Source organism: Microbacterium sp. (assembly GCF_035687345.1).
Classification (GTDB): Bacteria; Actinomycetota; Actinomycetes; order Actinomycetales; family Microbacteriaceae; genus Microbacterium.
Genome location: NZ_DASRXZ010000106.1, coordinates 20,020 through 29,355 on the forward strand (window position 1 = coordinate 20,020; position 9,336 = coordinate 29,355).

The 9,336-nt window shown below is 70.2% G+C and carries 10 protein-coding genes; 6 read left to right on the forward strand and 4 right to left on the reverse strand.

Annotation, left to right across the window (positions count from 1 at the left end; translation table 11 throughout):
• Nucleotide 1 precedes the first annotated feature (1 nt).
• The 3 genes from VFF97_RS12010 to VFF97_RS12020 all read right to left on the reverse strand — a co-directional run bounded on the left by VFF97_RS12010 (nt 2) and on the right by VFF97_RS12020 (nt 2,550).
• Nucleotides 2-457 carry a hypothetical protein gene (locus VFF97_RS12010; protein ID WP_325033729.1) on the reverse strand — a complete coding sequence of 152 codons (456 nt, stop codon included), beginning with the start codon at nt 455-457 and terminating at the stop codon, nt 2-4.
• Nucleotides 458-506: 49 nt separating this feature from the next.
• The gene (locus VFF97_RS12015; RefSeq protein WP_325033730.1) at nt 507-1,004 is read right to left on the reverse strand and encodes a hypothetical protein; all 498 of its coding nucleotides are present in this window, start codon (nt 1,002-1,004) and stop codon (nt 507-509) included.
• Nucleotides 1,005-1,113: 109 nt separating this feature from the next.
• Nucleotides 1,114-2,550 (reverse strand): MDR family MFS transporter, encoded by a 1,437-nt coding sequence (locus VFF97_RS12020; RefSeq protein ID WP_325033731.1) that lies wholly within the window; start codon nt 2,548-2,550, stop codon nt 1,114-1,116.
• 60 nt (nt 2,551-2,610) lie between these two features.
• Here VFF97_RS12020 and VFF97_RS12025 point away from each other — a divergent pair, with 60 nt between their 5' ends.
• The 6 genes from VFF97_RS12025 (at nt 2,611) to VFF97_RS12050 (ending at nt 7,689) form a co-directional block, all read left to right on the forward strand.
• Nucleotides 2,611-3,237 carry a TetR/AcrR family transcriptional regulator gene (locus VFF97_RS12025; RefSeq protein WP_325033732.1) on the forward strand — a complete coding sequence of 209 codons (627 nt, stop codon included), beginning with the start codon at nt 2,611-2,613 and terminating at the stop codon, nt 3,235-3,237.
• A gap of 79 nt (nt 3,238-3,316) precedes the next feature.
• Nucleotides 3,317-4,234 carry an ABC transporter ATP-binding protein gene (locus VFF97_RS12030; RefSeq protein WP_325033733.1) on the forward strand — a complete coding sequence of 306 codons (918 nt, stop codon included), beginning with the start codon at nt 3,317-3,319 and terminating at the stop codon, nt 4,232-4,234.
• Nucleotides 4,231-5,037: a hypothetical protein gene (locus VFF97_RS12035; protein ID WP_325033734.1), complete on the forward strand. Its 807-nt coding sequence runs from the start codon at nt 4,231-4,233 to the stop codon at nt 5,035-5,037. Before VFF97_RS12030 ends, VFF97_RS12035 begins: the two co-directional genes overlap by 4 nt.
• A gap of 31 nt (nt 5,038-5,068) precedes the next feature.
• Nucleotides 5,069-6,241 (forward strand): sensor histidine kinase, encoded by a 1,173-nt coding sequence (locus VFF97_RS12040; RefSeq protein ID WP_325033735.1) that lies wholly within the window; start codon nt 5,069-5,071, stop codon nt 6,239-6,241.
• A complete protein-coding gene (locus tag VFF97_RS12045) occupies nt 6,238-6,930 on the forward strand; it encodes a response regulator transcription factor (RefSeq protein WP_325033736.1) in 693 nt (230 codons plus the stop codon). The genes VFF97_RS12040 and VFF97_RS12045 overlap by 4 nt, the downstream gene beginning before the upstream one ends.
• Before the next feature lie 30 nt (nt 6,931-6,960).
• A complete protein-coding gene (locus tag VFF97_RS12050; protein ID WP_325033737.1) occupies nt 6,961-7,689 on the forward strand; it encodes a potassium channel family protein in 729 nt (242 codons plus the stop codon).
• A 32-nt stretch (nt 7,690-7,721) separates the two neighbouring features.
• On the opposite strand, the gene VFF97_RS12055 is transcribed toward VFF97_RS12050, so the two are convergent.
• The coding region (locus tag VFF97_RS12055; protein ID WP_325033738.1) for a transketolase-like TK C-terminal-containing protein at nt 7,722-9,336 on the reverse strand (1,615 nt) is incomplete at its 5' end.

The following is a 9,336-nucleotide window of genomic DNA, read 5'->3' on the forward strand; positions in this document are numbered from 1 at the left end:
GTCAGGAGGCGGGGACCGGGGGGATGTTCCGGTCGGTGGGCGGGGTGCGCACGATCGCTCCCGGCCGGGACGACGTTCCGCGGCCGTTGTTCTCGGCCGGCAGAGCCGTCTCGCTCGGCGACTCCTCGCTGATCAGCTCGACGATGTAGTGCGTGACCGGGTGGTCTTCGAGATTGCGGATGCGGTGCGGTCGCAGCGGCCCGCTGCGACCGACCGTCTTGAACGCCACGTATCCGCGCTCCGCGTTCTGCTTGACCGACCAGTCCTCGTCGCCGAGGTCCTGCGCCTCGGCACGGCCCGGATCGGGCCAGATGATGATGTGGTCGTGGTGGTGCTGGTGGAAGTCGAACATGCCGCCGGCGGGCAGGTTCATCGCCCAGACGCGGACGCGGTCGTTCTCGAAGATGAGCTCGTCTCCGGCGACAGCCGGGTAGACGGTTTCGTCGATATCGCTCATCGTGTGTGTTCTCCTCTTGTCGACGTGCGGAAGCCTCCGCGTCGGGGGCTCAGACGCCCTTGGTCCAGAAGTCGATCGCGTGGCCCTCGAACTCGGGGTCGGCGGCCAGGAACCACTCGTCCCACTTGGGGCCGTTCGACAGCTCCCAGTGCTCGACCGCGATGCCGTCTTCGAAGCGCCATGCGCCCATCCCGATCCGGGTCCAGACCTCGCCTCCGCGGACGTTTCGGAAGGTGCCGTGGGTGATGCCGTAATGGTCGTCGGCGAGGATGAGTCCGAACTCGACGGGCTGCACATCCCCTTCGGTGAGCTGCTCACGGCGCTTGATGTATCGCAGCATGAACTCCCGCCCGCCCGTGGCGGCGAGGCGCACACCACCGGTGTGGATGACGATGTCGGGGGAGATGCGTTCGAAGACGCGTGCCCGGTGCTCGGCGGTCTTCCGCGCGCGTTCTGCCTCGTCGAGACTCGTATCGGCGATGATCGCCGCTCCGCCGCGATAAAGGTCGGACAGCCACAGCGCGTTCGGGTGATCTGCGGAGAGCACGGGAACCCCTTCCTCGAGGGGCCCGCTCGGCCCCGGATATTGCATCCAATTATTACCCGGTTGCATCACACGATGCAATGGCCGGACGAGCAGATCCGAGTGCTCACGTTCAAGACGAGGTCGCGGCGACTTCGACGGTCTCCTCTTCCTCCTCGGCATCCGTCGGCGCCTTCCCGCCGGGCAGCAGGAACGAGAGCGCGACGGCGGCGACCGTGAAGCCCGTCGCCCACCAGAAGGCGACCTGGAAGCCCACCGCCGGGACGGCGGCCGCGGTGATCGCTGTCTGCAGGATCACCGCGAGGACGGCAGTCCCGAAGGACCCGCCGAGCTGCTGGCCGATGCGGCTGATGACGCTCGCGTGCGGCACCTCGTCATTCGCGAGGCCCTCGAAAGCCAGCGCCATCAGGGGCACGGTGACCGCGCCGAGCCCGATGCCTCGGATGAGGAGGAACGCACTGATCAGAGCGAGGCTGGTCTCTTCGGTTGCCGTGAGGAACGGCACCGTGCCGACCGCGACGATCGCGAACCCGACGGCGACGACCCAGCGGGCGCCGATGGTCTCCGACAGCCGTGCGGCGACGGTGCGGCTCGCCAGGCTTCCGACACCCTGCGGGATGAGCAGGAGTCCAGCCGCAAGGGGGGACATCCCGCGCAGCTGCTGGAAGTACAGCGGGATGAGCAGCATCGCCCCGTAGAGTGCGACACCCGAGAGGAACAGGAGGAGCGTGGACGACGACAGGGGCCGATGCTTCAGCAGGGCGAGGTCGATGAGCTCACGCCCGGGGCGCCGCAGCGTCCACCACACGAACCCGCCGATCGCCAGGGCGCCTCCGATCGCCGGCACGAGCACATCGGGGTGCAGGAATCCGCCGTCCTTGCTCGCGTTGCTCAGGCCGAAGAGCACGGCGGCGAGGCCGGCCGCCATGAGCACGAACCCCACGATGTCGAGGGACGCAGGCCGGGTCGCCTCATCCTTCGGCAGGTAGAGGACGGCGAGGATGAGCCCGACGAGCGAGAAGGGGACGGTGACGAGGAAGAGCCAGTGCCAGTCGAGGTAGTCGAGGACCAGGCCGCCGATGACGGGGCCGAGGATCGGACCGAGCACCGCCGGCACGCTGACGACGGCCATCACCCGGGCAAGGCTCTTCCCGCCCGCGGCCTGGATGACGAGGGTCACCATGAGCGGCAGCAGGACTCCACCGGCCGCGCCCTGCAGCACACGGAATGCGATGAGCGATGGCGCGTCCCAGCCGAAGGCGCTCAGCACGGATGCGATGAGGAACACCGTGAGGCCCGAGAGCCACAGCCTCCGGCCGCCGAGCCGTTGCTGCGCCCACGGCACGATCGGGATCACGACGGCCAGCGCGAGCAGATAGCCGGTGCTGATCCATTGGATCGTGGACAGGGGTATGGCGAGGATTCCGGCCAGCGGCTCCATCGCGACGGCGACGGTCGTCGTCGCGAACAGGACACCCAGGCCGCCGACGAGCGTCGTCCATGCGACCGTCCACACCCTCGGCGCGACGACGTCGGTCTTGTTCTCCACGGCGCCTCCTTAGAGTCAGCATGTATCTTGGATGGCGGATATTATGCGATAGGAAACACAGTGTCTCTTGAGAACATTCCCAGTGAGCCCCGGCAACGACGTCGTCGGGGAGCAGAGCTCGAAGCCGCCCTCCTCGACGCGACGTGGCAGGAGCTCCTCGACAAGGGGTACGGGGCGATGACGTACGAGGCGGTCGCGGAGCGGGCGCAGACGAGCCGAGCCGTGCTGTACCGCAGATGGCCCAGGAAGCACGATCTGGCGCTGGCAGCCGTCGCCCGGGTGCTCGCGGATGAGCCCACGCATGCTCCCGACACTGGTTCGCTGCGCGAGGATGTCATCTCGCTCCTGCACGGCGCCAACGATGCGCGAGCGAGGATCGCCGTGCAGCTCGCCTCACGGCTCGACAGCTCCGACGACGATGTGCTCACGCTCGCCGACCTCCGCGACGCCATCGCCCGCCGCACGCAGGACCGCATGGGCGAGATCCTCGAACGCGCGCGGGCGCGGGGTGAGATCTCGACGACCGACCTGCCTCGGCGCGTCAAGTACGTCCCGTTCGCGCTGCTGGGCTACTACGTGCTCATCACGCAGAAGGCGGCGCCCGCCGAGGAGATCACGCAGATCGTCGACGAGGTGTTCCTCCCCCTGGTCCGGGCCGCGGGTCCGCAGCCGGCACCCGAGGACTAGTCCGCGGGTACGGTTCGACGGTCCGACGGGATACCGGCGACCGATGTGCCCGCACGCGTGCGTTCCTAGCGTGGCCCACATGATCGTTGCAGAGAACCTCACGAAGAGGTACGGCGAGAGAACCGCCGTCGATGACCTCTCCTTCACCGTCCGCCCGGGCGTCGTCACGGGCTTCCTCGGCCCCAACGGCGCGGGCAAGTCCACGACCATGCGGATGCTCGTCGGGTTGGATCGACCCACGTCGGGTCGGATCACGGTCGACGGGCGCGACTACCGCGACCTGCCCGACCCGCTCCGCCACGTCGGCATCCTCCTCGATGCGAAGGCCGTCCACCGCGGGCGCAGCGCGTACCACCACCTCCTCGCGATCGCGCAGACCCACGGCATCCCCGCGACTCGTGTGGACGAGGTGCTCGAGCTCGTGGGGCTGCGCTCGGTGGCCCGCAAGCGTGCCGGCGGCTTCTCGCTCGGAATGGGGCAGCGCCTCGGCATCGCGGCGGCACTGCTCGGCGACCCGCAGGCACTGGTGCTGGACGAGCCGGTCAACGGTCTCGACCCCGACGGCGTGCTGTGGATCCGGCAGATGCTGTCGGACTTCGCCGCGAGCGGGCGGACGGTCTTCCTGTCGTCGCACCTCATGAGCGAGCTGTCTCTCATCGCCGACGACCTGGTCGTCATCGGTCAGGGCCGACTGCTCGCGGCGGGCACGGTCCGCGACATCATCTCGTCGGTCGCTCCGACGTCGGTGCGTGTCGTGACCGCGGATGCGGCCGCCCTCGTCACCGCTCTCCAGGGCGCCGACGTGACGGTGACGGCGCTCGACCGGGAGACCCTCGACGTGCAGGGCCGCTCTGCGCGTGAGATCGGGGAGGTCGCGGGCATCCACGGCATCACGGTGTACGAGCTGGCCACCCGAACCATCACCCTTGAAGAGGCATTCATGCAGATCACACGAAACGCCGTCGAGTACAACACGCCGACGGAGGTCCGCCGATGAGCGCTGTGAGCCTGCCCGCGCCGACTGCGGCCGTCTCCCGCGCGAGGATCACGGCGTCCGGTCTCCTGCGCTCGGAGTGGACGAAGCTGTGGTCCGTGCGCTCCCTCCGGCTCACGCTCGCGTTCGCGTTCGCGCTTGTGATCGGATTGAGCTCCTACCTCATCATCGAAGGCACCACGCTCGGCGGGGCGCCTGCCGACATCCCCTTCAGCTTCACCGCCGTCTACCCGGTGGGGATGCTCGCTCTGGTGGTGCTCGGCGTGCTCACCGTCACCAGTGAGTACAGCAGCGGGACCATTCGGAGCAGCCTCGTCGCGGTGCCGAAGCGATCGGGCGTGCTGCTCGCCAAGGCGGCTGTGCTGACAGCCGTGACCGCGGTGCTCGGCGCGTTCACCTCGGTGCTCCTCTATGTCCTCGTCCAGGTCACAGGCACGCTTCCTTCGGCGAACGGGATGTCTCTGTTCGACCCGGACATGTTCTGGGGCGTCCTCGCCGGCACGCTCGTGCTGCCGTACGGCGCGCTCTTCGGCATCGCCCTCGGGGCTCTCATCCGAAACGCCGCCGCGGCGATCACGCTGTACTTCGCCGTGTTCCAGATGGGACCGCAGATCTTCCCGGTGTTCCTGCCCGAAGGCCTGGCTCGCGTGACCGACTACATGCCGTTCGCGGCGATGGACGTGGTCCGCGCGGCGGGCGCGGCCACCGAGCCGTACGGCGTCGGAATCGCGATCGTGGTGCTGACCGCCTGGATCGTCGTGATCGGCGGCTCGGCGTGGTGGCTGCTGAAACGGCGTGACGTCTGAGGGCGCTCGGCCGCGTACGGGAGATGCGAGCATGAGGGATCCGCTGCACGCGCTGCGCGCGCTCGATCGGCGTCAGCCACTCTGGTGGGACGCGGGCCTGGCGGTTCTCGTCGCGGTCGTCTCGTTCAATGCCGGCGCCGAGCTCAACGCGTTCGGCGCCGGCATCCTGGTCGTGGTGAGTGCCGCGGTGGCGTTCCGACGCCGGAGGCCGTTGGCCGCGCTCCTCGTGGCGTCGGGGGGCGTGGTCATCGCGACGGTGGGCGCGCTGCTCGCGAGTTGGCCGCCGCCCTGGATGTACCTGGCGATCTGGGTGCTGCTGTTCGCCGTCGCGCTGCGCGTCCGCCCACGCACGTCGGTCGTGTCGGCCGCGGTCGTCGTGGCGGTGACGGCGGTGGCCGCGCTGATCGCGCCGCCGAGCCTCGGCTCCATGCCGCCCACCGAGCGCGTGAGCCTCGTCGTCGCGTTCGCGGGTATGAGCGCCGCCTCGTTCCTGCTGGGGCTGCAGGTTCGCGAGCACCGTCGGCGACTGGCGGACGAGCAGGCCGAGATCGCGCGCGAGGCGGCCCTCGCCGAGCGATCGCGCATCGCGCAGGAGATGCACGACGCGATCGGTCACAACCTCTCGGTGATCAGCGCGCTGGCGGCGGGAGGCGGCGTCGCCGCGCGCACTTCGCCGGATGACGCCGTTCGCGCCTTCGATGCGATCGGTCAGGTCAGCCGGTCTTCCGTGCGCGAGGTGCTCCGGGTTCTCCGGGTTCTGCGTCATGACGGGAGCCCGGCGGGTGCGCCGCTCGCTCCGCAGCCCGGCTCGGACGATGTCGCGGAGCTGCTCGACGCCGTTCGGAGTGCGGGCATCGATGTCGTGCTCCAGCAGCGGGGAGATGTGCGCGGACTGGATCCCGGGCGGCAGCTGGCGATCTATCGCATCGTGCAGGAGTCGCTCACGAACGTCCTGCGGCACGCCGGTCGGCACGTCCGGGCGCGGGTCGAGATCATTCGCGGGCCCGAGGCGGTGACCGTGACCGTGACCGACAGCGGCGGGGCGACCGGACAGGCCGCCCTCCCCGGCCACGGTCTCCCCGGTATGCGCGAGCGCGCGGCGGCCTACGGGGGAGAGTTCGAGGCGGGGCCCGTCGAGGGCGGCTGGCGCGTGTGGGCGCGGATACCACTGGATGACCTGAGCGGAACGGAGTCGAGAGAGTGACGACGGGCGCACGACCGACGAGGGTGCTGATCGCCGACGATCAGCCGCTGCAGCGGATGGGCACCTCGATGTTCCTGGCGGGTCAGTCGGACATCGAGGTCGTGGGCGAGGCCGTCGACGGCGGTGACGCGGTGCGGCTGGCGGAGGAGCTTCGGCCAGACCTGGTGCTCATGGACGTTCGGATGCCGGGCGTCGACGGCATCACGGCGACGCGCCGCATCGTCCAGCGGGCGACGCACGAGCACCCTGCCCCTCGCGTCCTCCTGCTGACCACCTTCGACCTGGACGAGTACGTGCTTTCAGGCCTCGAGGCCGGCGCGAGCGGCTTCCTCACCAAGGATGCGGAGCCCGGCGATCTGCTCTCCGCCATCCGCTCCGTCGCGGCGGGGGACGCCGTGATCGCACCCAGCGCCACTCGTCGGCTCCTCCACCACCTCGCATCCGCGCGCACCGTGACGTCCCGTCAACCCTCCGAGGAGGACGCGACCGTCGCGCAGCTCACCGCGAGGGAGCGCGAGATCCTCGTCGCGATCGGCCAGGGTCTGACGAACGGGGAGATCGCCCAGCGGATGTTCCTGGCCGAGTCCACCGTGAAGAGCCACGTGGGTCGCATCTTCACCAAGATCGGCGCCCGTGACCGAGTGCAGGCGGTGATCATCGCCTTCCGCGCCGGCCTCGTCGAAGCGTAGGGCGACACCGCGTCCGATACGCTCGCCACCATGTACGGGGAACGCCTCGCGCGGTGGGAGAAGGCCGTCGACTGGCCGCTGATGGTGGCGGCGGTGCTCTTCCTCATCGCCTACGCCACGCAGATCCTGATCAGCGAGACGGGCGCGCTGAGCGCCGTGGCGGAGGTCGTGCTGTGGGTGACGTGGGTGCTCTTCGCCGTGGACTATGTCGTGCGGCTGATTCTCGCGAAGCCCCGTGGCCGCTGGTTCGTGCGGCACCTGCTGGACCTCGCGATCGTCGTGCTGCCGATGCTCCGCCCGCTTCGGCTCATGCGCTTCCTGACGATCCTCGCGATCATCCAGCGCGGCTCCGGCTCCGTCCTGCGCGGGAAGGTCGTCGTGTACACCGTCGGCGCCACCGCGCTCACGATCTTCGTCGCCGCGCTCGCGGTGCTCGACGCGGAGCGAGGACAGGGCGGCACCATCCAGTCGTTCGGGGACGCGATCTGGTGGGCCTTCGTGACGATCACGACCGTCGGATACGGCGACTTCGTGCCGGTGACGGTGACGGGGCGCATCGTCGCGGTCGGCCTCATGGTCGGCGGTCTCGCGCTGCTCGGCGTCGTCACCGCCACGCTCGCGTCGTGGCTCGTCGAGAAGGTCTCGACCGAGGCGCACTCGGCCGCCACCGCCGCGCAGGTCGATCAGCTGCGCGCGGAGATCGCCGAGCTGAAGGATCTGCTCCGCACCCGTTCAGACGAGCCCGTCGGCAGAGCCTGACGAAGCGGACTGATGCGGATGCGGCGCGGCCGCTACACGCCCGCGACCACGCGCCGTACGGCTTCGACGACGTTCCCCATGGTGATTCCCCGGCGCTCGAGAACCGCGGCACCGGGACCGGACTCGCCGAAGTCCTCCACCGACACGACGACGCCGTCGAGACCGACCCACTTGTACCAGCCGGCCCCTCGCCCGGCCTCCACGGCGACACGCGCGCGCAGCGACGACGGCAGCACCTCGTGGCGGTACTCGGCGCTCTCGCGCTCGAACCACGTCTCGCACGGCATCGAGATCACGCGCACCTGGACGCCCTCGTCGGCGACGCGCTTCGCGGCCTCGATGGCGAGGGAGAGCTCGCTTCCGGTCGCGAGGATCGCGGCATCCGTCCCGTGTCCGCTCATCCACGCGACATAGGCGCCGCGCGCGACCGACTCCGGATCCGCGGCCGTGCCGGACGGAGCGACGGGCACGCCCTGACGAGACAGGATGAGGGCGGTTGGGTGCGAGCGCTCCGACAGCAGTCGGCGCCACACGCCGACCACCTCATGCGCGTCGGCCGGTCGCACGACGTCGAGGTGCGGCACGGTGCGCAGCGACGCGATCTGCTCCACGGGCTGATGCGTCGGGCCGTCCTCGCCGACTGCGACGGAGTCATGCGTGTACACGTATACGACCGGCTGCCGCATGAGCGCCGTGAGGCGGATCGACGGGCGCTGGTAGTCGCTGAAGGCCAGATAGGTCGAGCCGAACGGGCGCCACAGTCCGTGCACCGCGATGCCGGTGAGGATCGCCGCCATGGCGTGCTCGCGCACGCCGAACCGGATGAAATCGCCCCCGGGGTTCGCCGCGTCGACGCCGGTGCCGGGCACGGCGACGCTCGTCGACTCCGACAGGTCGGCCGAGCCGCCCCACAGCACGCCCTGCGGCGCGAGTGCGACGAGCACCTTCCCGTTCGTGGCGCGGGTGGCCACGGATGCCCCGGGCCCGGGGATCTCGGCGGCGACGGCGTCCAGCTCGCGCGACAGCGCCTCGGGGTCGCCGCCGCGCGCGAGGACGCGGCGCCGCGACGCCTCGACGCGGTGCGTGCGCTCCCACTGCGCGAAGCGGATGAGCCACTCCTCACGCAGGCGTGCGCCGCGATCGAGCGCCTGGCGGGTGTGGGCGAGGACCTCGTCGGGGATGAGGTCGTCGAGACCCGCGTCGGGCGGGAACCGCAGAATGCGCTTCACCTCGGCGACGTCGTCGACGCCGAAGGCCCCCGCGTGCGCTGCGGCGGTTCCCGCCCGCGCGGGCGAAGGGAAGCCGATCGTGGTGCGGATCGCGACGAACGTCGGGCGCCCGGTGCGCTCGCGCGCCTCACGGAGAACACCCTCGACGGCGTCGAGGTCGAGCGGGTCGTCGATCTCGAGCACGCGCCATCCGTACGCGCGGTAGCGGGCCCGCACGTCCTCGGTGAATGCGAGGTCGGTGGGGCCGTCGATCGTGATGCGGTTGTCGTCCCACAGCATCACGAGGTTGTCGAGGCCGAGCGTGCCGGCGAGACTGCTCGCCTCCCCGGAGACGCCCTCTTCGAGGCATCCGTCGCCGGCGATCACCCACACCGTCGGGTCGAACAGCCCGGTGCCCGCACCGTGCAGCGCCTCATCC

Excerpts from the sequence above, each read along its gene's own strand:
- VFF97_RS12010 (WP_325033729.1), bottom strand. The coding sequence starts at position 457 with ATGAGCGATATCGACGAAACCGTCTACCCGGCTGTCGCCGGAGACGAG.
- VFF97_RS12030 (WP_325033733.1), top strand. The coding sequence starts at position 3,317 with ATGATCGTTGCAGAGAACCTCACGAAGAGGTACGGCGAGAGAACCGCC.
- VFF97_RS12035 (WP_325033734.1), top strand. The coding sequence starts at position 4,231 with ATGAGCGCTGTGAGCCTGCCCGCGCCGACTGCGGCCGTCTCCCGCGCG.
- VFF97_RS12040 (WP_325033735.1), top strand. The coding sequence starts at position 5,069 with ATGAGGGATCCGCTGCACGCGCTGCGCGCGCTCGATCGGCGTCAGCCA.
- VFF97_RS12050 (WP_325033737.1), top strand. The coding sequence starts at position 6,961 with ATGTACGGGGAACGCCTCGCGCGGTGGGAGAAGGCCGTCGACTGGCCG.